Source organism: uncultured Marivita sp., from assembly GCF_947488135.1.
GTDB lineage: Bacteria > Pseudomonadota > Alphaproteobacteria > Rhodobacterales > Rhodobacteraceae > Marivita.
In genome coordinates, this window is the sequence record NZ_CANKYW010000001.1 from 333,401 (window position 1) to 357,927 (window position 24,527).

The following is a 24,527-nucleotide window of genomic DNA, read 5'->3' on the forward strand; positions in this document are numbered from 1 at the left end:
CCCACTTAGATTTTGGGAGATGTGAAGGCGAAACACGGCGGGAATACGGCCTGAAATGTGGAAAAAATGTGGAGTATACTGATATTCCTGAATAATTCCCGGCCTTTCGGCTTGATTGATGTTCCTTCCGAAACAGTTCGCCACAGTCTCGGACTTCGTGCCAAAAAAGATCACACGACAATTCCGTGCCAAATTAATCAACTTGTCATAGGCTGGTGCCAAACAGGGGCGAAATGCCTGAACCACCGGAGGGATGGATGAGCACAATACCAGCAACTGAGCCGAGTTTTCGGGAATCGGTCGACCTGATGTTCAATCGCGCCGTGGCGCTGATGGAGCTTTCGCCGGGGCTCGAGGAGAAAATCCGCGTTTGCAACGCGACCTACACCGTCCGGTTCGGGGTGCGCCTGCGCGGTCAGATCAAGACGTTCACCGGGTACAGGTCCGTTCACTCGGAACATATGGAGCCGGTCAAGGGTGGCATCCGTTTCGCTCTCACCGTCAATCAGGACGAGGTGGAGGCGTTGGCTGCCCTGATGACCTACAAATGCGCGCTTGTCGAAGCGCCGTTCGGCGGGTCGAAGGGTGGGCTGCGGATCGATCCGCGCGAATACGACGATCACGAGATGGAACAGATCACCCGGCGCTTCGCCTACGAGCTGATCAAACGCGACATGATCAACCCCGCGCAAAACGTCCCGGCCCCCGACATGGGCACCGGCGAACGCGAGATGGCCTGGATCGCCGATCAATACGCGCGGATGAATACGACCGACATCAACTCACGCGCCTGCGTGACCGGCAAACCGCTCAACGCGGGTGGTATCTCGGGCCGGGTGGAGGCAACGGGTCGCGGCGTGCAATACGCGCTGCGCGAGTTCTTCCGTCACCCTGAAGACGTGAAGGCCGCCGGAATGACGGGCAAACTGGATGGCAAGCGCGTCATCGTGCAGGGTCTGGGAAACGTGGGCTACCATGCTGCCAAATTTCTCCAGGACGAAGACGGCGCCCGGATCGTCGGGATTATCGAGCGGGATGGCGCGCTTTTCAGCGAAAGCGGCCTCGATGTCGATGCAGTCCGCGACTGGATCGTGAAACACGATGGCATTACTGGCTTCCCGGACGCCGTTCACACCGCCGACGGGGCTCGCGTATTAGAAGAGGAATGCGACATCCTCATTCCCGCTGCTCTGGAAGGTGTGATCAACCTGTCGAATGCCGAACGCATCAAGGCGCCGCTCATCATCGAAGCGGCGAACGGTCCGATCACCGCCGGGGCGGACGACATTCTGCGCGAGAAGGGGACGGTCATCATCCCCGATATGTATGCCAACGCAGGCGGTGTCACCGTGTCCTACTTCGAATGGGTCAAGAACCTAAGCCATATCCGGTTCGGCCGAATGCAGCGCCGCCAGGAGGAATCCCGTCACGAGCTGATCGTTCAAGAGCTGGAACGGCTGAGCAATCATCTGGGCGACCAATGGTCGATGACCCCGGATTTCAAATCGAAATACCTGCGCGGCGCGGATGAGCTCGAGCTGGTCCGATCCGGCCTCGATGACACGATGCGGATCGCCTATCAGTCGATGCGCAATGTCTGGCACTCGCGGGAGGACGTGCACGACCTGAGAACGGCGGCCTATATCGTCTCCATCGAAAAGGTCGCGGCAAGTTACCGGGCAAAAGGTCTCTGACGGATGACAATTGGCGTGGGCTGGGCTAGGTCTGCCCAAAGACCTGACCTGCCCACTCCATGAGGACGCCCATGATCCGCACCGTGCTTGCTGCAACTGCCCTGACCTTCGGATTGTCACTCCCCGTGGCCGCGCAGGACAAGGAGGCCGAGTGCCGAAAAATCGGGCAGATTGCCACGAACATCATGACCGAACGCAAGAACGGGACGAACATGCGCCGGGCAGAACGGCGGATCATCCGGGCCATCCCGAACAAGTCAAAAAACGATGAGGTCCTCGCCGTTCAACTCGTGAACTGGATCTATTCCCTGCCCGAAGAGCGGCTGACCCCCGAGGTCAGCAATACGCTCTACCAGACATGCCTGTCGCAGTAACCAACGGCTGAAAATCCCCGACCGGGCGGATCCGCCCCACTGGACTCTTGCCGGGCGAAACCCGATATTCTTGGCATGAGCCTGCCACCCAATTTTCTGGACGAACTGCGCACCCGCACCAGCCTGTCACAGGTGGTGGGGCGCAAAGTGATGTGGGACACCCGCAAGTCCAATCAGGCCAAGGGCGATATGTGGGCGCCATGCCCGTTCCACCAGGAAAAATCCGCCAGTTTCCATGTCGATGACCGCAAAGGGTACTATTACTGCTTCGGCTGTCAGGCCAAAGGTGACGCCATTTCCTTTGTTCGCGAGACCGAGAATGTCGGTTTCATGGAAGCGGTCGAAATCCTGGCCGCCGAGGCAGGGATGCAGATGCCCGCCCGCGACCCCAAGGCACAGGAAAAGGCCGATCACCGCACTCAGCTTGTCGAGGTCATGGAACAGGCCGTGCGCTTCTACCGGCTGCAATTGCGCAGTGCTGCGGGGACCGACGCGCGCGATTACCTGACCCGCAGGGGGCTGGACGAGGCGACGCAGGACAAGTTCGGCATCGGTTTTGCACCTCCCGGCTGGCAAACGCTCTGGGATCATCTCACCGCGCAGGGGATTGCGCCCGAGCAGATCATCGAAGCCGGTCTCGCGAAACCGTCGCAGAAGGGCGGCAAGCCCTACGACACGTTCCGCAACCGGATCATGTTCCCGATCCGCGACGCGCGCGGACGCGCCATCGCCTTCGGCGGCCGCGCGATGGACCCCGACGACAACGCCAAGTACCTCAACAGCCCCGAAACCCCGCTCTTCGACAAAAGCCGGACGCTCTATAACCAAGGCCCCGCGCGAGAGGCCGCAGGCAAGGGCCAGCCTCTGATTGTGGCCGAAGGTTACATGGATGTGATCGCGCTGGCCTCCGGCGGGTTCGAAGCGGCGGTGGCGCCTCTTGGTACTGCTGTCACGGAAACGCAAATCCAGATGCTTTGGCGCATCACCGACGAGCCGATCATGGCATTGGACGGCGATAAGGCAGGGCTCAAGGCGGCCTACCGCGTGATCGACACGGCCCTGCCGCTACTGGAGGCCGGGAAATCGCTGCGCTTCGTGCTGTTGCCAGAGGGCAAGGACCCGGACGATCTGATCCGCTCCGAAGGTCGTGACGCCATGCGCGCCCTCGTCGACGCAGCACAGCCGATGGTGCAACTTCTCTGGCGACGCGAAACCGAAGGGCGCGTGTTCGACAGCCCGGAACGCAAGGCGGCTTTGGACAAGACCCTGCGCGAACGCATCCGTACGATCCAGGATCCGTCCCTGCGCAGCCACTACGGTGAAGAAATCAAACGCCTCCGCTGGGAACTGTTCCGCACGCCGTCAAAGCCGGGCAACGGTCCATACCGCCGCTCGAACGCCTCAGCGCAGGGCAAACCCTCCGAAGGCACACGCGCGTCGCTGCTGGCATCCGGCGGCAAGGATGTCGAACTCCGCCTGCGCGAAGCTGTGATCCTCGCCGCGCTCATTTCGGTGCCGGACTTGATTTCTGAATTCGAGGCGCAGATTGAAGAGATGTCCTGCATTGACCCGGATCACGCCACTTTGAGAACGTGTCTTTTGCAACACGCTGGCGACGCACCCGAAGTGGTGCAGGCCGCAGCGGACGCGGCTCTGGGAGAGGCCGCACTTGAAAAGCTGTGCCGCGCACGCCATGTGGCGATTACGCCGTGTCTCCGCAACCCGGGTGACCGTGAACTGGCCCGATTGACGATCGCCGAAGAGCTTGCAAAGCTTGAAGCAGGGATCGGACTGGACGCCGAAATCGCGGAGGCGGCAGAGGATTTGTACGGTGCCGCCGATGAAACGCTCACATGGCGGCTTAGCCAGGCCGCCGCGGCACGGCAATCTGCGCAACGGGCGCAGTCCGAAGACAAGGCAGAATACGATCTTGGTCCCAACGGGGCCGCGATCAACCGAGATGAACGCAGCGCATTTGCCGCTTTGATGGAAACCATTCGCTTCGACAAACCCCGGAGTTGACGGTGTTTTGCTAAGGAAAGCGTAAACGAAACAGGGTAAACGGGTGTGCGAATCACGATTTCGCGCTAATGATTCGGGTCAATCGAATCGCCCCGCCTCGACAGGAGCATCCATGGCCGCCAAAGATAACGACGACGCCAAGACCGAAGACCGCGAGGACGATGTCAGCCTCGATATGAGCCAGGCTGCGGTCAAGAAGATGATCGCCGAGGCTCGGGAACGCGGCTACATCACATACGATCAGCTGAACGAAGTGCTGCCGCCCGATCAGGTCAGTTCCGACCAGATCGAAGACGTCATGTCGATGCTGTCGGAAATGGGCATCCAGGTCACCGAGGAAGACGAGGAAGCCGACGAAGACGACGACAAGGGCACCACCGACCTTGTTCAGACGTCGAAACCCGGCGAAGTCACCCTGTCGTCGGGCACGTCGGAAAAGCTTGACCGTACCGATGATCCGGTGCGCATGTACCTGCGCGAGATGGGCAGCGTCGAACTGCTGTCGCGCGAGGGCGAAATCGCAATCGCGAAGCGGATCGAGGCTGGTCGCAACACGATGATCCTGGGGCTGTGCGAAAGCCCTCTGACATTCCAGGCGATCACGATCTGGCGCGAGGAACTTCTGAGCGAAGACATCCTCCTGCGCGATGTGATCGACCTCGAGACCACGTTCGGCAACCAGATGGGCGACGAAGAAGACGTCGCCTCCACCGTCGTTGCCGGTGGCGATACCACATCCGAAAAATCGTCCGACGACACGCAGGAACTCGATGCCGACGGCAACCCGATCAGCACCGATGAAGATGAGGACGAGGACGAACAGGCCAACATGTCGCTCGCCGCGATGGAGGCCGCGCTCAAGCCGCGCGTTCTCGAAACGCTGGATCGCATCGCTCAGGACTACGAAGAACTGGCGAGCATGCAGGACAGCCGCATCTCGGCCACGCTGAACGAGGACGGATCGTTCAGCAAAGGCGACGAAGAGCGGTATCAGAAGCTGCGCTCCGAGATTGTGGTTCTGGTGAACGAACTTCACCTGCACAACAATCGTATCGAAGCCCTGATCGACCAGCTCTACGGCATCAACAAGCGCATCATGTCCATTGACTCCGCGATGGTAAAGCTGGCCGACCAAGCCCGCATCAACCGCCGCGAATTCATCGACGCCTATCGTGGTCGCGAGCTTGACCCGAACTGGCTTGACGAAATGGCCGAAAAATCGGGCCGCGGCTGGCAGATGTTCATCGAACGCTCGCTCGACAAGGCCGAAGAACTGCGCGCCGACATGGCGCAGGTCGGTCAGTATGTCGGCCTCGACATCAGCGAATTCCGCCGCATCGTGGCACAGGTCCAGAAGGGCGAAAAAGAAGCGCGGCAGGCCAAGAAGGAAATGGTCGAAGCCAACCTGCGCCTCGTGATCTCGATCGCCAAGAAGTACACCAACCGCGGTCTGCAATTCCTGGACCTCATTCAGGAAGGCAACATCGGCCTGATGAAGGCGGTGGATAAATTCGAATATCGCCGCGGTTACAAGTTCTCCACCTACGCGACATGGTGGATCCGCCAGGCGATCACCCGCTCCATCGCGGATCAGGCGCGCACCATCCGTATCCCCGTGCACATGATCGAGACGATCAACAAGCTGGTCCGCACCGGTCGCCAGATGTTGCACGAGATCGGCCGCGAACCGACGCCCGAGGAACTGGCCGAAAAACTCCAGATGCCGTTGGAGAAGGTTCGCAAGGTGATGAAGATCGCCAAGGAACCGATTTCGCTTGAGACACCCATCGGCGACGAAGAAGACAGCCAGCTTGGCGATTTCATCGAGGACAAGAACGCGGTGCTGCCGTTGGACGCAGCCATTCAGGACAACCTCAAGGAAACGACAACACGGGTTCTGTCGTCGCTTACCCCGCGCGAGGAGCGGGTTTTGCGGATGCGCTTCGGCATCGGCATGAACACCGACCACACGCTCGAGGAAGTGGGCCAGCAGTTCAGCGTCACACGCGAACGTATCCGCCAGATCGAAGCCAAGGCGCTGCGCAAGCTCAAGCACCCCAGCCGGTCGCGCAAGCTGCGGTCGTTCCTGGATCAGTAAGCGATGTCGTTTCTGAAAAAACTTTTCGGCGGTGGGGGCGGGGCGGACACCCCGTCCAATACCGCTGAAACCCATAACGGCTTCACGATCATTCCCGAGCCGGTCAAAGACGGCGGCGCGTGGCGCATTGGGGCCCGGATCGAGAAAGAGATCAACGGCGAGGTAAAAACCCACCGCATGATCCGCGCCGATACGCTTCAAAGCTTTGAGGACGCCGCCAAGGCATCGCTCGACAAGGCGCGGATGCTGGTGGACCAGCAGGGCGACACAATCTTCCAGTGACCGCAGTCAAGGTGACGGGATGAACCGATTGCAGAGCCTTATGGCCTATCTGCCCTGGTCCATCCTCATCGTATTGTGCGCCACGCTCGGCCTCGCCCCCTTCGTGCCAGAGCCGCATATCTGGGAAAAGCTGAAGATGCTCGTCTCCGGAGAGTTGACGCAACCGGTCGACATATTCGACTTCCTGTTCCACGGCACGCCATGGCTTCTGCTGATCCTGAAATTCGCCTTACGAGGCTCATTGCCAAGCGAATAGAAAACCCCCCGCCGATGGGCGAGGGGTTTTCTTTACGTGCGATCCGCTTGGTTGGGATCGCTGGTGGTTCCCGGACCGGTCTCGGGGTCCGGGTTCGTTTGCTTCGGTCCGGTGGACTCCTGCGGGACGTCCTTGAACTTGTCGCGTCCGGGATAACCGGTGCGATCCGCTTGGTTTGGATCGCTCGTGGTGCCGGGACCTGTTTTGGGATCGGTGTTCTCGTCTGACATCGCGTCTCTCCTTAATTCGTGGGCATCAGGAAGACTTCCTGAATGGTTGCGCGCGGGTCGGCTTCCAAGGCGAACACGACAGAGCGCGCCACGTCCTCAGGCTTGAGCTTGTCCGGCTTCTCTTCGTCGAAGAACGGCGTATCCACCATGCCCGGTGCGATCACAGTACAGCGGCCTCCGAACTCGCGCATCTCCTGCGCGACGTTGCCACCGTAGCCGTGGACGAACCACTTGGATGCACCATAGACCGACCCTTTGATATGCACGCGGCCCGCGGCGGAGCCGGTCATCAGCAAGTGCCCCTTGGATGTCTTCAAATGCGGCATCGCGGCCTTGGTCGTCCAAAGGAGACCCATGATGTTCAGATGGATCATCTGGTGCCACTCTTCGGGATCGCCCGCGTCGGTGCCAGCCGCGCTCAGACCCGTCCCGGCATTGGCATAGGCAGCGTCCACTGATCCGAAATGCTGCGCCAGTTTGTCGAGCGCGTCTGTCTGCGAATCCAGATCGGTCGCATCGCCGGGCAGCGCCAGCGCATGTTCGCCAAGCTCATCCGCCAGCTTGGCAAGCTTGTCCTCCGACCGCGCGAAAAGGCCGACGTTCCAGCCATGTTCCACGGCCGCGCGGGCCGTGGCTTCTCCGATGCCGGTCGAGGCGCCGGTGATGAATAATGTCTTGCGGGGCATGACGTGTCCTTTGTGTTGATGTCCGTGTTCAGGCCATCAACGCGAAAGGGGCCAGTCCGGGTTCCCCCGGACCGGCAAATGAGATCAACTCAGATGTTCGTTGAAGAACGCGATGGTGCGATCCCACGCCAGTTCCGCCGCTTCCTCGTCATAGCGGGGCGTGCTGTCGTTGTGGAACCCGTGGTTCACGCCCGGATAGATATGGGCGGTGTATGTCTTGCCATGTTCTTGGAGCGCCGCCTCGTAGGCGGGCCAGCCTTCGTTGATCCGCTCGTCAAGCTCTGCGTAATGCAGCAACAAAGGCGCCTGGATTTTCGGAACGTCCTCCGCACTGGCTTGCCGTCCGTAAAACGGCACCGACGCGCCCAGTTCGGGATAGGCCACCGCCATCGCATTGCACACGCCGCCGCCATAGCAGAACCCGACACAGCCCACATTGCCCGTCGTGTCGGAATGATCGGCGAGAAACTCATAGGCCGCGAAAAAATCGTTCATCAGCTTTTCGCCATCGACCGTGCTTTGCAACTCGCGTCCTTCGGCATCGTTGCCGGGATAGCCGCCGACGCTCGACAATCCGTCGGGTGCCAGCGAGATGAAGCCGGCCTTGGCCACACGGCGGGCCACGTCCTCGATATAGGGGTTCAGACCGCGGTTCTCGTGGATCACGACCACCGCCGGGGCGGTGCCTTCAAGGTTGGCCGGCTTCACCAGATAGCCGCGCACCTCGCCATGCCCGTTCGGGGACGGATAGGTGATGTATTCGGGCACGATGTCCGGATCGTTGAAACTGACCTGCTCGGCCAGTGCGTAATTGGGCGACATCATGTTCAGCAGCGCCGCCGCCGTCAGTCCGCCAACGGCGAACTTGCCTGCCCGGTCAAGAAATTCACGCTTGGTGATCTTGCCATGCGCGTAATAGTCGTAAAGCTCGAGCAACTCCTGATCGAAGTCCTTGGCCGTCATGCGTTTGGTTGGGGTAATCTCGTTCATTCTAACGCTCCCTGATCGTCCGTCCCCGGATGTGGGGTGAGGATGCAATGACGATAGCCCTCGAACGCGCCCGGGGTATAATCAAATCATGCAAACGACCTTTCACATTCGCACAAACGGCCCCGGCCTTTACGAATTTACGCGCGATGTCGCGGGATGGGTTCAGGGCACCGGTCTTTTGACGCTGTTCATCCAGCACACATCAGCCAGCCTTCTGATCCAGGAAAACGCCGATCCCGAGGTGCAGACAGACCTGACCGCGTATTTCCACCGCCTCGTGCCGCCCACCACCGACCCGTCCATGTCCTACCTCACGCACACCTACGAAGGACCGGACGACATGCCCGCCCATATCAAGGCGGCGATGCTGCCGGTCAGCCTGTCGATCCCCGTTGCGGACGGAAGGATCGCATTGGGAACTTGGCAGGGGATTTACGTCTTCGAGCACCGAAACGCGGCGCACACCCGCCGGGTCGTGGCGCATTTGGGCTGACCGGGGCGCGACAGACGCGCCGATCTGATGCAGACAGACCACCACCACTTGCGGGGTGAAATCCGGGCTACCCAAAACTTCGCGGCTGACCTATAGTGACTGTGGATAAGTGGGGTTAACCCACAGTTCGAGGCAGAGACGAAAAAAGAGGGGAACGGCCAATGCGCTGCCCGTTTTGCGGAAATATCGATTCACAGGTCAAAGACAGCCGTCCCGCAGAGGACCATGTCGCCATTCGGCGCAGACGATTTTGCCCGGCCTGCGGGGGCCGCTTCACCACCTATGAACGGGTCCAGCTGCGCGATCTCGTGGTGATCAAGTCCAACGGACGCCGCGAGGATTTCGACCGCGACAAGCTGGAACGCTCGATCCGCATGGCGATGCAGAAACGCCCGATCGATCCCGAACGGATCGACCAGATGATCTCGGGGATCGTGCGCCGTCTGGAAAGCCTTGGCGAAACCGATATCGCCTCCAAGCAGATCGGCGAAATCGTCATGGAAACGCTCGCCCGGATCGATACCGTGGCCTATGTCCGCTTCGCAAGCGTTTACAAGAACTTCCAGGAAGCCGACGATTTCGACAAGTTCGTCAGCGAATTGCGCCCATCGGAAAAAGACAAACCCAAATCAGACGAGTGACCCGGCCTCATGCGCCCGGATGATGCGCGCCATATGGAGCGGGCGTTGGAACTGGGCCGACGCGGATTGGGCAACACCTGGCCCAACCCGGCGGTCGGTTGCGTCATTGTTCAACAGGACAAGGTCGTCGGCGAAGGCTGGACCCAGCCGGGCGGACGCCCCCATGCCGAAACCGAGGCGCTGCTGCAAGCGGGCGCTGCGGCCAAGGGGGCAACGGCCTATGTCACCCTCGAACCTTGCGCCCATCACGGCCAGACACCGCCCTGCACCGATGCGCTGATCGCCGCCGGGGTCGCGCGCGTCGTGGCACCCTTCGCCGACCATGATCCGCGCGTATCAGGGCAGGGCTTTGACCGTCTGCGCGCCGCCGGGATCGAAGTGACGACGGGCGTCGGCGCCGATGCGGCAGAGGTCGATCACGCCGGGTTCTTCTGTCGTGTCGCCACCGGCCGCCCGCGTCTCACCCTGAAACTCGCCACCAGCCTCGACGGCCGCATCGCCACGGCCAGCGGAGACAGCCAGTGGATCACCGGCCCGGAAACGCGGTCCTACGTCCACAGGTTGCGCGCCTGCCATGACGCGGTGATGGTGGGGGCTGGGACCGTGCGCGCGGATGACCCGCTCTTGACTGTGCGCGGCTTCGACGTGCCGCAACAGCCCGTGCGCATCGTCATCTCGCGCCGTCTCGATCTACCGCTTGACGGCAACCTCGCCCGCACGCTGGACATTGCGCCGCTCTGGCTTTGCCACGGCGAGGATGCGCCCGAGGATGCGCGGCTTGCATGGTCGCAGATCGGGGCCAAGCTGATCCAGGTGCCGCTCGATGGTCGGCAAGTGGACATCCCGGCGCTGATGCAGGCACTGGGTGACGAAGGTCTGACGCGTGTGTTCTGCGAAGGCGGCGGTGAACTGGCCGCCAGCCTCTTGTCCGCCGATCTCGTAGACAGGCTGGACCTGCACATGGGGGGCGTTGTCATCGGGGCAGAGGGGCGTCCTGCGCTGGGCGCGCTTGGGCTGGACCGCTTGGCGGATGCGCCGCGCTTTGCCCTGACCTCGGTGCGGCAAAGCGGTGACGATGTGGTTCAAAGCTGGACCCGTCAGCGCCGCCAGAGCCACGCGTAGCTCGCCATCACACCCTGTGCCTTGGCCAAGAGGCGCAAAGGTTTCGACGTCGGCACCGATCCCGTGCGCAACCGGTCGAGCACCACTTCGATCGGACAGGCCATGCCCGTCACCGGATCGAAGTAGCGCGGATAGGCGATCAAGGCCGCATGGGCCAAAGCTTCGAGGCTGATCACCCGTCCACGGCGGTCGGGCAGGGGGCACAGGTCCGTGGTCAGGCCCCAGCCCGCGTAGAACGGCACCCCGAGCGTCGTGACCCGAACCTCGCGCAGCAGGGCCTCGAACCCGGTGAGCGAGGTCATGGTCCAGACCGCATCGACCTGGCTCAGAAGCGCCGACATGGGCGCATCCGTCACAACCTGATCCGCCCATCGCGCGGCGTCCTTCACAGCGCCGGGCCGCAAACCGGCGGTCACGTCCGGGTGCGGTTTGTAGAGGATAACCGCATCCGCATTTGCATCGCGAACCCGTTGCAGCAGGGCTGCGTTGGTTGTGATCTCCGGGCTTCCCAGCACCACCGACGCGTCGTCTTCGACCTGTCCGGGAACCAGAATGACGGACCGCCCGTCCGCCGCGGGGATCGGGTATTCCGACGCGCCAGTCGCGTATTTCGTGATCCCGCCCGCGATGATCCGGTCGATCACCCGGCGCGCACGGTTCAGGGCGTGGTCTGGCAATCCGACGCTCTCGGAAATCAGCGCCTCGAGACGCGATGGGCGGGTTGGATCGAAATAGATGCCAAGATCGTCCAGCACCAGCGACAGCGGCGGTACGAGCTCGGCACCCAGCCCCTGTGACCGGATGAACCCGTCCTCGACACTCCATTCTCCCGCACGCGCAGCGGTTCCCCAAGCCATTACGGACGGTGCATCACCCGCCCTCGGTGCGCCGAACCTCATCGGTTTCTGGCTACCGAACATCGCTTGCATGTGCGGCCGTTTCCACAGCCTGATCTTCCGCCCGGTCCAGCCCTCGCGATCCTCGATCCACGCGCGTTGCGTCGCCTCCAGCGTGCCGACAACGCGCTCCAGATCGCAAAGACGGTCGGTATAGGGATCGTACCAGACCGGATAAAGCATCATCGCCCCGGCAAAAAGCTGGGCGCGGGTCAACGTGCGCTGGCGGCGGATCAATTGGTGTTCGTCCTCGGTCAGCCCCCAGCCCGCGTAGAACGGCGTGCCGAACACGCGCGGTTTGTGGCCGGCAAGGATCGCCTCGAACCCCATCTGCGATGACAGGGTATAGACCGCGATGGCCCCTTCCAGCAGGTCCATCGGGGCGTGGGCGCCGTCGATGAACGACACCCGCCCCTGCGCCTGCTCCGCAGTGAAGTGGCCCGAACGCTTGCCCGCCAGGGTTTCGGGATGCGACCGGATCAGGATACGCTGCCCGGGGTGTTCGGTCTGCGCGTAATACAGCATCTCGGCAAACCGCGCGCGGGCCATATCCGGGCCGGGAACCGACGCGAGGACCGACGCGTCACCCTCGACCTGATCCAGGACCAGCACATAGCCCGGTTCAGGCGGTTCAAGGTCGGAGTCATATGCGCTGTATTTCGCCAACCGCCCGTCACTGATCCGCGCCATCAAATCGCGCGCCGTGTTCAGAAGGGCCGTGTCATCCAGCGGGTCTTCGATCAGCAGCGTTTCAAGGTCTGAGGGGCGGGATGCGTCGAAATGCAGGCCCGTACGATCCAGCAACAGCCCAAGCGGCGGCTCCCGCTCCACCCGACCGGGATGCAGCGATCGCAGGAACGCATCCTCGACCCGCAGCACCGGCGCGTCGCGTCCCTCGGCGACGGCCACACCGCGCTCCGAACTGGGGGCCGCGCCCCAGACGCCGACCCAATCGCCGTCGGACGGGCGTCCGATGGACACCGACCAACTGGCAAGCTGAAGGATCCGCTTGATCCGCCCCTGTGTCAGGAATCCGCTGTTGTAGACGCACAAACGCCGGGAAGTCGGCTCCCCGGCGTTTGCATGTGTGAAAGAGGACGGATGCATCACCCGTGTCACTCGCCGAGAGTGCCACCCGTCGCCGCTGTCGTGAGACCCTGCGCACCTCCAAGCGTGCCGGTGATCGACGCGATGGTGCGGTTCCACTGAACGATGGGGGCTTCGGTCACGTAGATCAGATCGCCGTCCCGGATCAGGAAATCGCGCGCCATGAAAAGACCATTGGGTTCGGTCAGATCGGTCACGTAGATCATACGCTGCGCACCGACGAGGTCGGACCGGCCCAGAACCGCGTTTGCGATCTCGGCGGGTTCGTTGCGGAACACGAAGACACCCGTCGGATCGGCCGTCGAGGCGCTCAGACCGCCGAGTTGGGCCAAGGCCTCCACCAGAGACAATGTGCGTGTGTCGAAGGTCAGCCGGGTTTGCGATCCGGCAGCCCCGAGCGCCGTGAAGGACCGCTGATCGGCTTCGACCAGAATCCGGTCGCCGTCGCGCAAGGCGATGTCCAGTTTCGGATGATCGTAAAGATCCTGGAACCAGATCGTCTCGCTGTGATTGCCACGGGTCAGCGTGATCTGCGCGATCTCGGGCGAGGTTCCGACCCCACCGGCACTGGCCAGCATCGTTCCCAGCGTGCGCGCCGGGCGGGTGATCGGGAAGATGCCCTGCACCCCGGCCGAGCCGAGGATCGACACGGTCGCCCCGTCGCCCGCCGTGCGGCGCACCTCGACCTGCGGGTCGGGCGTCTGGTCTTCAAGCTGCTGTGTGATGATCCGACGGATCGCTTCGGGCGTGTTCCCGGCGGCCTTGATGCGCCCGGCATAGGGCACGAAGATGAAGCCCGAACCATCGACCTGCACGCTTTCCAGCGCCGTCGCGTTCGACGCTTCCCCGGCCAATAGCCCGTCGTCGACGTTCTCCCAGATCGTCAGACCCAGCGTGTCGCCCGGACGAATGATATCGGCGCTTTGGATGCCGGCATTCTTGAGGCTGTCGGAAAATCCAAGCGCGGGCACAACCGCCGTGGTCCGCGTGACCCGGTCATTGACCGCCACGACAAAGGCATCCCCCTCGCGCTGAACAGAGCCCGCAAAAATCTGCTTTTTGGTCGGCCCGACGCCGGGAAGCCCGCACGACGCCAGAAAGGATGCCGAAAGCACCACGACGATGGGCGTCGCCCACCGGAATTTCGAACTGAACACTGCTCGGTCTCCTCGACCAGTTATTGACTGCCTCGGTTTATATTTTTCGGGTAAGCTACCGGAATCCAGTCAGTTTGGCCAGTACTAGGGCTGGTGCCGTTCAGCGAACGACCCGCAACTGTTGCGCCTCGGTCTCGCGGCGCTGCAACCGCAGATCGTAAGGACCCGCCGTCGAGATCATGCGGTCGATGACCTGCCTGAGCAGTTGCGCCCGCCCTTTCGCGGAATAGAAGCCGCCCGGAATCTGGCTCGTTTCAAGCAGGAACTGCCGGTAGATCGCGTAGGCGCCCGGATCGGGCGGATGAGGATCGGCGAAGAAATCGGGCAGGGTCTGATGCGACACCAGCCCCGGCTTGTCATAGACGCTTGTGCCGAAACTGCGCACCGGCAGCCCCCGCCACAGCGCCTGATGCGCCGATGTGGAATTGACCGTGACGGCGGACCGTGCGGACTGGAGCAGGTAGGCGAGCTTACCGCCGCGCACGAAGTGAACACGGTCCATGACCCCATGCGCCGCCGCACTTGCGCGGATGGCGCTTTCCAGCGGTGCGCGCCCATCCTCGAGCGGATGCGCCTTGAAGACCAGACGGTGATGCGACGGCGCGCCTTGTGCGAAGCCCGAGATCACCATCTCGATGAAATCGGTCTGCGACGCAAAACCCGAGAACGCCCGAAAGCTCGCATCGTGTTCGAGTTGCAGCAACACCACGTGATAGGGGCGCCCGCCGCGCCTGATCCGTCGGGTCACCGCCCAGCGTTCGACCATATGGCGCGGGCGTCGCACCAGGCGCAGCACGTGCAGGCGAAACTCCTCGGCGACGCTCTGGTCACGGTGCGGGCGGAAGTTCGGAAAAGCCTGGTTTCGGAACAGGACATGCCAGTGATAAAGCGCCCCGTGCACCATATGCATCCGCAGATCGCCCCAGCGGTCGGGCGGCAGCGCGGGAACATCCGCGGTCCGGGTCAGGGCGCGCTCCATCTCGTCCAGCGTGATTTCCATCAACCTGGAATGACCATTCGATCCGTTGCGCTCATAGGTCGCCCAGTAGGGCCGCAGATAGCCTTCCTCGAACACGTGAACCGTAAGGCCGGCGTCCCGCGCGGCGGAGATCGCCTCGGCGTGGTGTCGGCGCACGTCACCGTAGACGACCAGATCTGTCGCTCCGGTCGTCGCGACCCAGTCGCGAAACTGCTTCGGCCACTCCTCTGCCGTGCCGCGAAAGGCCAGAAGCGTCGACCGATCACGCCATCGCGCGCCGTCCCCCGCATTGAACGCCACGCGCCAGCAGGCGGCCCCGGTTTCCGTCAAGCGCTCGGCCAATTCGCTGAAAAACGGGCCGTGCGGCCCCTGCAAGAACAGAAACACCCGCGCGGCGGCTGTGTCAGGCTTGCCCGTTGTGTTTGTCATGGCGTCGCAGTATCCCTCGGATCAGCGCGAGGCTACCACGGATGGTGGCCCTCTGAGAATGGCATTCCGCAAGATTTGGTGCGGAAGACGGTGATAAGGGCAAGATCATGTTTACTGGCATCGTGACCGATATCGGAGAGATCCGGAGCCTCGAACACCGCGGCGACCTGCGCGCCCGTATCGGCACCGGCTACGACACAGACAGCATCGACATCGGCGCGTCCATCGCGTGCAGCGGCGTGTGTCTCACCGTGGTGCAGCTTGGCCCGGATTGGTTCGACGTAGAGATCAGCGCCGAAACGCTGGACAAGACCAATATCGGGCAGTGGACCGTGGGCCAGAAGATCAACCTCGAACGCGCCCTCAAGGTCGGCGACGAACTTGGCGGGCATATCGTGTCGGGCCACGTCGATGGTCTGGCCGAGATCGTCGATATGCGGCCAGAGGGCGACAGCGTGCGCTACACGTTCGACGCGCCCAAAGCCCTTGCGCGGTTCATCGCGCCCAAAGGCTCGGTCGCGCTGGACGGCACATCGCTGACTGTGAACGAGGTCGAAGGCACGCGCTTCGGCGTCAACATCATCCCGCACACCCAAGAGGTCACGACCTGGGGCGCGTCCAGGGTGGGCGACAAGGTCAATCTCGAGATCGACACGCTGGCCCGCTACGTGGCGCGTCTGGCGGAGATGCAGGGGTAGCGAATGCGTCGACGCATTCGCGCGTTTCAGTCGACTGAAACGCGGCCCTCTGCCATCGCGGCGACCGCCCGGCGACCGATCGCCAATGTCACCAGAATACCCACTACGTAAGCCGTGAGCAGGAACAGGAACGGCCCCAACACCGGCGCGCCCTGGTAGAGCGCGATCAAGAGCGGCGTGCCACTCAGGTTGCCGAGGTTGCCCATCTGCGCCAGCGCCCCATTGGCCAGCGCCCGTGACGGCGCATCGGCGTTGATCTGCGGCACGACTGCGAACCCTGCGCTCTGGATCAGCGCCATGCTGGCGAACAGCAACAGCACGCTCCATGTCGTGAACCCGGTCACCAGGATCACCACCGCCATCCCGGCGCACAGGGCGAAGCCCAGTGTCAGGACCGGCAGGGCCGGACGGCGGGACAGGACGAAGACCCCGACCGACAAGGCGACCGCGATGGACACCAACGGGGCCGTCGCGACGAACCATGTCGGCGCTGTGCCTTGCGTCAACAATGGCAGGGCAGTCAGCACCGATACGAAGGTCAGCGTATAGCAGAGCCACGCCAATGCAGGCGTGGCGATTCCCGGCGTCGCATAGGCGGTCAGGTGCCTTCGCAGAACCGACACGCGCGCGCTGGGCGGCACGGTCGCGATGATGGCGCGTGGCAACACGAGCATCACCGCGCCGCAAGCGAGCGCCATCCACGCCCCGTGCGCGGCGAGCACGACCGGCAATCCGCCCCAAGCGATCATCACGGGCGCCGCAACGGCCGTAAGCGCGAAGGCCACACCGAAAAACGTGCTCCACAACGTCAGCGCGGCGGGGCGGTAGCGGTCGGGCGTCGCCTCTGCGATCAGGGTCGGGGCGGCCACCACGATCAGCAGGTGCGATGCGCCTTCCAGAACGCGGCTTGCCATCATGACCGGCAGCGCGGGCAGTGTGGCCTGCCACAGCGACACGGCAGCACCCAGCGCCAGTGCGCCGACAAGCGCCTTCCGCGCCCCGATCCGGGACACCACGATTCCGGCGACCAATCCCAGGATCAGACCCACAAGGCTGATCAGCGACACGGTCAACCCGAGCAGGGTTTCGCCTTGCCCGGCATAAACCTCGGTCAGGGTGACGAAACTCACCGCCAGCTTCGAGAATTGCCCCGCCGCGCCAAGCCCCGCCAGATAGAGCGTCAGGGTCAGAAGAAGCGGATGGGGTGTGCGCATGGGTCGGGCCTTTCGGACGTGCGCGGACCATCTGCCATCCGCGCAGCACCTGCAATCCGCGCCAAGCGTTTTTCTTTGCGCGCGCGCAGCATATGTAAGGGGCATGACCGCCTTGCCCCCCTCGCTTCAGACCTGGTTCGACAGCCGTGGTTGGAGGATCCACCCGCACCAGCAACAGATGCTGGATCGCGCGACGGACCCGTGCCTGTTGCTTATCGCGCCCACGGGGGCCGGCAAGACGCTCGCGGGGTTTCTGCCGACCTTGGTCGACCTCGCCGAGACACCGCGCGACGGGTTGCACACGCTTTACGTCAGCCCGCTCAAGGCGCTGGCCGCCGATATCAAACGCAACCTGCGCACGCCGATTGACGAGGCCGGTTTGCCGATCCGGGTGGAGGACCGCACCAGCGACACCTCGGCCCATATCAAGAAACGCCAGCGCGCCGACCCGCCGCATATCCTGCTGACCACGCCGGAATCGCTGGCGCTGCTCACAAGCTACGAGGATGCGCCGCGCATGTTCAAAGGTGTGCAGCGCGTTGTGGTCGACGAAATCCACGCGCTTGCGGAATCCAAACGCGGCGACCAGTTGATGCTGGCCTTGGCCCGGTTGCAGGCCATGTGTCCCGATCTGCGCCGCGTCGGTCTATCCGCCACGGTCGATGACCCGGCAGCCATCGCGCGCCTGCTGGCCCGGCACCCGGACCCCTGCGAGATCGTGCTGGCCGATCCGGGGCCGGAGCCGGACATCTCCATGCTGGTGACGGACGAAGCGCCCCCTTGGTCCGGCGGTGGCGCGAAATACGCGATCCCGGCGGTGCTGGAACAGGTGAAACGCCATAAGACCACGCTGATTTTCCACAACACCCGCGCGCAGGCCGAGATCTTCTTTCACAACCTCTGGCTTGCCAATGAGGACGCGCTGCCCATCGGCATTCACCACGGCAGCCTTGATCGCGGGCAACGGGAAAAAGTCGAGGCGGCGATGGTCCGCGGCGACCTGCGGGCGATCGTCTGCACCGGATCGCTGGACCTTGGCATCGACTGGGGCGACGTGGACCTCGTGATCCAGATCGGCGCACCGAAGAACGTCAAACGTCTGGTGCAGCGCATCGGTCGCGCGAACCACCGCTACAACGCGCCGTCGAAGGCGTTGCTGGTGCCCGCCAACCGTTTTGAAGTGGTGGAATGCGTCGCCGCATTGGAGGCGGTCAAGGCGCATGACCTTGACGGCGAATGGCGGGGGCGGGGCCCGCGCGATGTGCTCTGCCAGCATATCCTGATCGCCGCCTGTTCCGGCCCCTTCGACGCCGATGACCTTTATGCCGAGATGACCGCCGCCGGGGCCTATGCCGACCTGAGCCGCGCCGAATTCGACGCCTGCCTGAATTTCTGCGCCACCGGCGGCTATGCCCTGCGGGCCTATGACCAGTGGCAGCGCCTCAAGCAACTGCCCGATGGCCGCTGGCAACTCCGCGATCCTCGTTCGGCGGCCCGCATCCGGCAGAATATCGGCACCATTCAGGACACCGACACGCTCAAGGTCAAATGGCGCGGGCGCGGCGGCGCGCCCTTGGGCGAGATCGAGGAGGGGTTCGCCGCCACGCTGACCCGTGGGGACACCTTCCTGATCGGCGGGCAGATCGTGCGCTACGAGGGTCTGCGCGAACTCACGGTCGAGGTGACGCGCGATGCGGGCAAGAAGCCCAAGATCGCCACCTTCATGGGCACCAAATTCGCCACGTCGACCCAGCTTTCCAACCGCATTGTTCGGATGTTTCAGCAGGATGATTGGCCCGAATTGCCGCGCCACACGCGCGACTGGTTGCACATGCAGCGCCGCGTCAGCCGCCTGCCCGAACCGGGGCGGCTCTTGATCGAAAGCTTCCCGCATGACGGGCGCGAACAACTGGTGGCCTACGGCTTTGCCGGGCGCAACGCGATGCAGACGCTCGGGCTTCTGCTGACCAAACGGATGGAGGAAGAAGGCCTTGCCCCGATGGGGTTTGTCGCCACCGATTACGCGGTGCTGATCTGGGGGCTGGACGCAGTGATCGACCCCGCGCCGCTCTTCGATATCGAGGCGCTGGAGGCGGGTCTGGAAGGCTGGCTGGCCGGGAACGCAGTGATGAAACGCACCTTCCGCGCGTCCGCGACCATCGCCGGCCTGATCGAACGCAACCTTGGCGGCCAGCGCAAGACCGGGCGGCAGGCGACCATGTCGTCGGACATCCTCTACGACACGCTCTTGAAATACGATCCCGACCACCTGCTCATGCAGATCACCCGAGAAGAAGCGATGCGCGGGCTGGTCGATTTCTCCCGCATCCGCGAGATGGCCGAACGGGTGGGCGACCGGATCGACCTTCTGCGACTCGACCGCGTGACCCCCCTTGCCGCGCCCCTGTTTCTTGAGCCGGGACGCGTGCCGGTGCGGGGTATGGCCGATGAGCGTCTGCTCGAGGAAGAGATCACGCGACTGATGGAAACTAGCGGCCTGGCGCAGGTCGAGCCCGCCCCAAGCAAGCCGAAATGGCGGGTGCCGTATTAACGATTTCCGTCAATCGCGCGCATGGGCTGAAACTGTCCCCGTGGGGACAGACGCGGACTCAAGGGGTTAGACCGCGGGGCTTTTGCCCGGCACGGTACTGTCCGTGGAAGAAAGGTTAACGTCACAGGCTTCACAGGTGCCTGTCACGCAAAGCCAAGAAGAACGACACCGCTCAGGATCACACCGGCCCACATCAGCCGTCGCCGCAAATCGCCTTCGCCCAGCAGGACGCTTCCAGCGAGGACACTTAGCAGGACGCTGACCTCGCGGATCGGCGCGACATAGGCGACCGGCGTAAAGGTCAGCGCGTAGAGCACGAGGATATAGGCCAGCGGATTGAACACCGCGATAACCAGAACGCCGCGCCGGTGGTCTCGCCATTGCTGGCGCACGATGTTCCAACGCCGCCGCGCGACGGGGGCGAGGAGCAGGATCCGACCAACACTCGATGCGTAGTCAAGAAGCAGAGGCGGCACGAGCAGGGTCGCCACTGTGTAGGCATCCCACGCCGTGTAGCTGCCGATCAGCGTGCCTGCGGCCAGCCCGAAACCAAGCGACGCGGTCAACCGCTGCCCGTCGGGCCGGAGCCCACCGGTGAGCATCAGCACGCCGAAGATGATGATCGCCGCACCAATGAGCATCTGGGATGAGACAATCTCGCCCAGCCAGATGACCGCAAAAGTCGTGGACAGGATCGGTCCGGTGGCCCGCGCGGTCGGATAGACGAGGGACAGATCGCCATGCCGATACCCGGCCTGAAGCAACAGGAAATACCCCAGATGCAGCACCGCGCTACCGAAGATGAACGCGAGCCCCGGAAGGCCGATCTGCGGTTGCTGAACCACCATGATCAACAGCGCCAAAGGCAGGTAGAGGATGACCGACAGGACGGAAAACAGCCAGATCAGCTCTGGCCCACCGTTGATACGCTTCACCTGATAATTCCAGGTGGCGTGACAAACAGCGGCAAGTAGGACGAGGATCAGACCGGCGAGCGTCATGTAAAGACCTTTCAGCAGAGGGTAAGACGTGTGTCATCACGCCCTGTCCATCCCCTCTGGTCTTTTCGCCCTCGGGTGTCTGCCACGTGGCTCTTATCGGCGCTCGGTCCTGCTTGCCGGTGGCAACGGATCCCTAGCCGCACATGGATAGGCTGGGTTCAGGATGCCCCGATTTCGCCCGCTGATGCAAGTCAGGCCGGGCTGACGCCCGGCCTGTTCACTGTCGCTGCGAAGTCCGGGCTTCAACCCGGCATCTCTCACGTCACATCGCGGTAGGAGATTTCCTTGACGTCCTTGCCCGTTTTGCCGCGCCGCACGATCAGGCGGTTGAGCGCGTGGATATAAGCCTTGGCCGACGCGACCACGGTGTCGGTATCTGCCGACTGGCCCGTGGCGATCATGCCGTTCTCTTCCAGCCGCACGGACACGGTGGCCTGCGCATCGGTGCCCTCGGTCACGGCGTGCACCTGGTAGAGTTGCAGCTTTGCCTTGTTCGGATGCAACTGCCGGATCGCCTTGAAGGTGGCATCCACCGGGCCGTCGCCCTCGCTGACGGCGGACTTGTCCTCACCGTTGATCTCCATCTCGAGCGTCGCCTCGGCCGGTCCGCCGGTGCCGCACAGCACCTTGAGGTTCACCAGTTGCAGCGCGTCGTCGCCTTCGGTCGTCGCGGTCACAAGGGCGAGGATGTCGTCGTCGAACACCTCTTTCTTGCGGTCGGCCAGATCCTTGAAGCGGACGAAGATATCCTTGAGCTGGTTATCCCCCACGTCGACGCCCAATTCCTTGAGCTTGGCGCGCAACGCGGCCCGGCCGGAATGTTTGCCAAGCGGCAGGGACGTGCCTGCGATGCCCACATCCTCGGGGCGCATGATCTCGAAGGTTTCGGAGTTTTTGAGCATCCCGTCCTGGTGGATGCCCGACTCATGCGCAAAGGCATTCTTGCCGACGATGGCCTTGTTGAACTGCACCGGAAAGCCCGACACGGTCGCCACCCGGCGTGAGATATGCATGATCTTTTTCGTATCGATGCGCGTGTGGTACGGCATAATGTCGTTGCGCACCTTGAGCGCCATCACCACCTCTTCCAAAGCAGTGTTGCCCGCGCGTTCGCCCAGCCCATTGATCGTGCACTCGATCTGCCGCGCACCCCCGGCAACGGCAGCCAGCGCGTTGGCGGTCGCCATGCCCAGATCGTTGTGGCAATGCGTGGCGAAGACCACCTCATCCGCGCCGGGCACCGTGTCGATCAGACGGCGGATGAGATCCGCGCTTTCCACCGGTGCGGTATAGCCCACCGTGTCGGGAATGTTGATCGTGGTCGCCCCCGCCTTGATCGCGATCTCCACGACGCGGCACAGGTAGTCCCATTCCGTGCGCGTGGCGTCCATCGGCGACCACTGCACGTTGTCACACAGGTTGCGCGCGTGGGTCACGGTCTGTTCGATGCGGTCGGCCATCTCGTCCTGCGTGAGGTTCGGAATGGCGCGGTGCAGCGGTGAGGTGCCGATGAAGGTGTGGATGCGCGGCTGGCGCGCGTGCTTTACCGCCTCCCAGCAGCGGTCAATGTCGGGCAGTTGCGCCCGGGCAAGACCGCAGATCACGGCATCCTTGGAGCGTTCCGCGATCTCACTCACGGCGCGGAAATCACCTTCGGAGGCGATGGGAAACCCGGCTTCGATGATGTCGACGCCCATCTCGTCCAGCAATTCGGCAATCTCGAGCTTTTCGTCATGGGTCATAGTCGCGCCCGGGGATTGTTCGCCGTCGCGCAAGGTGGTGTCGAAGATGACCACCCGGTTCTTGTCAGTCTCTGTCATGTTCTGGTCTTTCTTGTCTTGTCCCTAACCGTCGGCGCGAAGCGGTTATCCTCTGAGCGGTCGCGCCGGGACGGCCGCGCTCAGAGGCGGATTAGGAGAAGACGGCTGGCCAGCGCAAGAGGCGCGCGTGTGCGCGTGCGAATTGCGATATGGGCCAATGCGTTCATGGCTCTGACTATACAAGGCAATTCGCGAAAGAAAAGCCACCCGCGCACAAAAAGACGTCCGGGTGGCTGACGGGCATGCCGGCTTCTTTGGGCCCCAAGTACCTCGGGGGTTTGGGGGCAGCGCCCCCAAGCGTTTCCGTCAACGGAAACGGCACGATGCGTCGACGCATCGTGCGCCCGGGTCAGAGGTCGGGATAGATCGGGAAGCGGGCACAAAGTGCGGCCACTTCACCGCGCACCTTATCCTCGACCGCCGCATTGCCGTCTTCGCCATTGGCGGCCAGACCGTCGACCACCTCGATGATCCAGTCCGCGATCTGGCGGAACTCGGCTTCGCCGAAGCCGCGTGTCGTGCCCGCCGGAGAGCCAAGGCGGATGCCCGACGTCACGGTCGGCTTTTCGGGATCGAACGGCACGCCGTTCTTGTTGCAGGTGATATGCGCGCGCCCTAACGCTTTTTCGGTGGCATTGCCCTTTACGCCCTTGGGACGCAGATCGACCAGCACCACATGGGTGTCGGTGCCGTGGGTCACGGTGTCCAGACCGCCCTTGATCAGCTGATCGGACAGCGCCTGCGCGTTGCGGATGACGTTTTGCTGGTAGGTCTTGAACTCGGGGCGCAGCGCCTCGCCGAAGGCCACGGCCTTGGCGGCGATCACGTGCATGAGCGGGCCACCCTGGATGCCCGGGAAAATGGCCGAGTTGAACTTCTTGGCCAGTGCCTCGTCATTGGTGAGGATCATGCCGCCGCGCGGTCCGCGCAGGGTTTTGTGTGTGGTCGTGGTGGCCACATGCGCGTGCGGGAAGGGCGAGGGGTGTTCGCCCGCCGCCACCAGACCGGCGAAATGCGCCATGTCCACATGCAACCACGCGCCGACACTATCCGCGATCTCGCGCATCCGGGCAAAGTCGATCTGGCGCGGGATGGCAGAGCCGCCCGCGATGATGAGCTTGGGCTGGTGTTCGGTCGCCAGCGCCTGAACCTGGTCGTAATCCAGCAGGTTGTCCTCTTCGCGCACGCCGTACTGGATCGCGTTGAACCATTTGCCCGACTGGTTGGGCGCGGCACCGTGTGTGAGGTGACCACCCGCGTCGAGGCTCATCCCAAGGATCGTGTCGCCCGGCTTCAGCAGGGCGGTGAACACGCCCTGGTTCGCCTGAGAACCCGAATTCGGCTGCACGTTTGCAAACTCACATGCAAAGAGTTTGCACGCCCGTTCGATGGCGAGGTTCTCGGCCACGTCGACGAACTGACAGCCGCCGTAATAGCGGCGGCCGGGATAGCCTTCGGCGTATTTGTTGGTCATCACCGATCCCTGCGCCTCCATCACGGCGCGGCTGACGATGTTTTCCGACGCGATCAATTCGATCTCGTCGCGCTGGCGGCCCAGCTCATCGGTGATCGACTTGAAAAGGTCCGGATCGCTGTCGGCCAGCGACTTGGTGAAAAAGCCGGTTTCGCGGTGCGGGGCATTCATGGGCAGAGCCTCCTGGAAGCGGGTTTTGAGTTGGCGACTACGTATCCGAATTGTGGCAAAAGGCAAAGGTTGGAAAGCGACCACGCGCGACAAAGCCGCGCCATGGCTGGTGCGTGGCAGAGCTTTGTGCTTGTTTCGGAAC

21 protein-coding genes are annotated in these 24,527 nt (G+C 63.1%); 11 read left to right on the forward strand and 10 right to left on the reverse strand.

What is annotated here, in order from left to right; all coding sequences use genetic code 11:
- Positions 1–257 precede the first annotated feature (257 nt).
- From Q1B16_RS01665 to Q1B16_RS01690, 6 genes are all read left to right on the forward strand, one after another.
- Positions 258–1,694 (forward strand): Glu/Leu/Phe/Val dehydrogenase, encoded by a 1,437-nt coding sequence (locus tag Q1B16_RS01665; protein ID WP_299784286.1) that lies wholly within the window; start codon positions 258–260, stop codon positions 1,692–1,694.
- 71 nt (positions 1,695–1,765) lie between these two features.
- Positions 1,766–2,068, forward strand: a complete 303-nt coding sequence (locus tag Q1B16_RS01670; RefSeq protein WP_299784287.1) for a hypothetical protein — start codon at positions 1,766–1,768, stop codon at positions 2,066–2,068.
- 75 nt (positions 2,069–2,143) lie between these two features.
- Positions 2,144–4,090: a DNA primase gene (dnaG, locus tag Q1B16_RS01675; RefSeq protein WP_299784289.1), complete on the forward strand. Its 1,947-nt coding sequence runs from the start codon at positions 2,144–2,146 to the stop codon at positions 4,088–4,090.
- 112 nt (positions 4,091–4,202) lie between these two features.
- Complete coding sequence (gene rpoD, locus Q1B16_RS01680) at positions 4,203–6,188, forward strand: RNA polymerase sigma factor RpoD (RefSeq protein ID WP_299784291.1); 1,986 nt, start codon at positions 4,203–4,205, stop codon at positions 6,186–6,188.
- A 3-nt stretch (positions 6,189–6,191) separates the two neighbouring features.
- Positions 6,192–6,470, forward strand: a complete 279-nt coding sequence (locus Q1B16_RS01685) for an HlyU family transcriptional regulator (protein ID WP_299784293.1) — start codon at positions 6,192–6,194, stop codon at positions 6,468–6,470.
- Positions 6,471–6,489: 19 nt separating this feature from the next.
- Positions 6,490–6,726 (forward strand): RND transporter, encoded by a 237-nt coding sequence (locus Q1B16_RS01690; RefSeq protein WP_299784295.1) that lies wholly within the window; start codon positions 6,490–6,492, stop codon positions 6,724–6,726.
- A 32-nt stretch (positions 6,727–6,758) separates the two neighbouring features.
- Here Q1B16_RS01690 and Q1B16_RS01695 read toward each other — a convergent pair whose 3' ends face one another.
- The 3 genes from Q1B16_RS01695 to yghX all read right to left on the reverse strand — a co-directional run bounded on the left by Q1B16_RS01695 (position 6,759) and on the right by yghX (position 8,632).
- Entirely contained in the window at positions 6,759–6,956 is a 198-nt protein-coding gene (locus Q1B16_RS01695) for a hypothetical protein (protein ID WP_299784297.1), read from the reverse strand.
- Positions 6,957–6,967: 11 nt separating this feature from the next.
- Positions 6,968–7,642: an SDR family oxidoreductase gene (locus Q1B16_RS01700; protein WP_299784298.1), complete on the reverse strand. Its 675-nt coding sequence runs from the start codon at positions 7,640–7,642 to the stop codon at positions 6,968–6,970.
- Between the two features lie 84 nt (positions 7,643–7,726).
- Positions 7,727–8,632, reverse strand: a complete 906-nt coding sequence (gene yghX / locus Q1B16_RS01705; RefSeq protein ID WP_299784299.1) for a YghX family hydrolase — start codon at positions 8,630–8,632, stop codon at positions 7,727–7,729.
- Positions 8,633–8,720: 88 nt separating this feature from the next.
- On the opposite strand from yghX, the gene Q1B16_RS01710 reads away from it, so the two are divergent.
- The 3 genes from Q1B16_RS01710 to ribD all read left to right on the forward strand — a co-directional run bounded on the left by Q1B16_RS01710 (position 8,721) and on the right by ribD (position 10,888).
- Positions 8,721–9,125 (forward strand): secondary thiamine-phosphate synthase enzyme YjbQ, encoded by a 405-nt coding sequence (locus Q1B16_RS01710; RefSeq protein WP_299784301.1) that lies wholly within the window; start codon positions 8,721–8,723, stop codon positions 9,123–9,125.
- 161 nt (positions 9,126–9,286) lie between these two features.
- Positions 9,287–9,766: a transcriptional regulator NrdR gene (gene nrdR / locus Q1B16_RS01715; protein WP_299784303.1), complete on the forward strand. Its 480-nt coding sequence runs from the start codon at positions 9,287–9,289 to the stop codon at positions 9,764–9,766.
- A gap of 9 nt (positions 9,767–9,775) precedes the next feature.
- Entirely contained in the window at positions 9,776–10,888 is a 1,113-nt protein-coding gene (gene ribD / locus Q1B16_RS01720; RefSeq protein WP_299784305.1) for a bifunctional diaminohydroxyphosphoribosylaminopyrimidine deaminase/5-amino-6-(5-phosphoribosylamino)uracil reductase RibD, read from the forward strand.
- Here ribD and Q1B16_RS01725 read toward each other — a convergent pair.
- The 3 genes from Q1B16_RS01725 to Q1B16_RS01735 all read right to left on the reverse strand — a co-directional run bounded on the left by Q1B16_RS01725 (position 10,864) and on the right by Q1B16_RS01735 (position 15,456).
- Positions 10,864–12,891, reverse strand: coding sequence for a capsular polysaccharide biosynthesis protein (locus Q1B16_RS01725; protein ID WP_299784307.1), 2,028 nt, complete (start codon positions 12,889–12,891; stop codon positions 10,864–10,866). The genes ribD and Q1B16_RS01725 overlap by 25 nt on opposite strands.
- Before the next feature lie 8 nt (positions 12,892–12,899).
- Entirely contained in the window at positions 12,900–14,048 is a 1,149-nt protein-coding gene (locus Q1B16_RS01730) for a polysaccharide biosynthesis/export family protein (protein ID WP_299784309.1), read from the reverse strand.
- A 100-nt stretch (positions 14,049–14,148) separates the two neighbouring features.
- Entirely contained in the window at positions 14,149–15,456 is a 1,308-nt protein-coding gene (locus tag Q1B16_RS01735; RefSeq protein WP_299784311.1) for a capsule biosynthesis protein CapA, read from the reverse strand.
- Positions 15,457–15,563: 107 nt separating this feature from the next.
- On the opposite strand from Q1B16_RS01735, the gene Q1B16_RS01740 reads away from it, so the two are divergent.
- Positions 15,564–16,154: a riboflavin synthase gene (locus Q1B16_RS01740; RefSeq protein ID WP_299784312.1), complete on the forward strand. Its 591-nt coding sequence runs from the start codon at positions 15,564–15,566 to the stop codon at positions 16,152–16,154.
- A 26-nt stretch (positions 16,155–16,180) separates the two neighbouring features.
- Here the strand turns inward: Q1B16_RS01740 and Q1B16_RS01745 are convergent, their stop codons facing one another.
- Positions 16,181–17,368 (reverse strand): MFS transporter, encoded by a 1,188-nt coding sequence (locus tag Q1B16_RS01745; protein ID WP_299784314.1) that lies wholly within the window; start codon positions 17,366–17,368, stop codon positions 16,181–16,183.
- 103 nt (positions 17,369–17,471) lie between these two features.
- Between Q1B16_RS01745 and Q1B16_RS01750 the strand changes: the two genes are divergently transcribed.
- The gene (locus Q1B16_RS01750) at positions 17,472–19,919 is read left to right on the forward strand and encodes a ligase-associated DNA damage response DEXH box helicase (RefSeq protein WP_299784316.1); all 2,448 of its coding nucleotides are present in this window, start codon (positions 17,472–17,474) and stop codon (positions 19,917–19,919) included.
- Positions 19,920–20,062: 143 nt separating this feature from the next.
- Here Q1B16_RS01750 and Q1B16_RS01755 read toward each other — a convergent pair whose 3' ends face one another.
- The 3 genes from Q1B16_RS01755 to glyA all read right to left on the reverse strand — a co-directional run bounded on the left by Q1B16_RS01755 (position 20,063) and on the right by glyA (position 24,385).
- A complete protein-coding gene (locus Q1B16_RS01755) occupies positions 20,063–20,920 on the reverse strand; it encodes a DMT family transporter (RefSeq protein ID WP_299784318.1) in 858 nt (285 codons plus the stop codon).
- 257 nt (positions 20,921–21,177) lie between these two features.
- Complete coding sequence (locus Q1B16_RS01760; protein ID WP_299784320.1) at positions 21,178–22,740, reverse strand: 2-isopropylmalate synthase; 1,563 nt, start codon at positions 22,738–22,740, stop codon at positions 21,178–21,180.
- 349 nt (positions 22,741–23,089) lie between these two features.
- Positions 23,090–24,385, reverse strand: a complete 1,296-nt coding sequence (gene glyA / locus Q1B16_RS01765; protein ID WP_299784322.1) for a serine hydroxymethyltransferase — start codon at positions 24,383–24,385, stop codon at positions 23,090–23,092.
- Positions 24,386–24,527: the final 142 nt, after the last annotated feature.